This is a genomic window from Bacillus pretiosus, assembly GCF_051294775.1.
GTDB classification, from domain to species: domain Bacteria; phylum Bacillota; class Bacilli; order Bacillales; family Bacillaceae_G; genus Bacillus_A; species Bacillus_A wiedmannii.
In genome coordinates, this window is the sequence record NZ_JBPPHF010000361.1 from 1 (window position 1) to 292 (window position 292).

The 292-nt window shown below is 37.0% G+C and carries 1 pseudogene; it reads left to right on the forward strand.

The annotated features are described in order from the left end of the window. Positions 1-292, forward strand: a pseudogene (locus ACSG5Z_RS31265) (argininosuccinate synthase); the annotation flags it as partial.

The following is a 292-nucleotide window of genomic DNA, read 5'->3' on the forward strand; positions in this document are numbered from 1 at the left end:
AGTTGGTATTAAATCGCGTGAAGTATACGAATGTCCAGCGGCAATGACGTTAATCACAGCACATAAAGAGCTGGAAGATTTAACGCACGTAAAAGAAGTAGCACATTTTAACCCGGTGATTGAGCAGAAAATAACAGAACTTATTTATAACGGTTTATGGTTCTCTCCTTTAAAACAAGCGCTTCATGCTTTCTTACAAGAAACGCAAAAAAATGTAACAGCTACAGTGCGTGTGAAATTATTTAAAGGCCATGCGATTGTAGAAGGACGTAAATCTGAGTACTCTTTATAT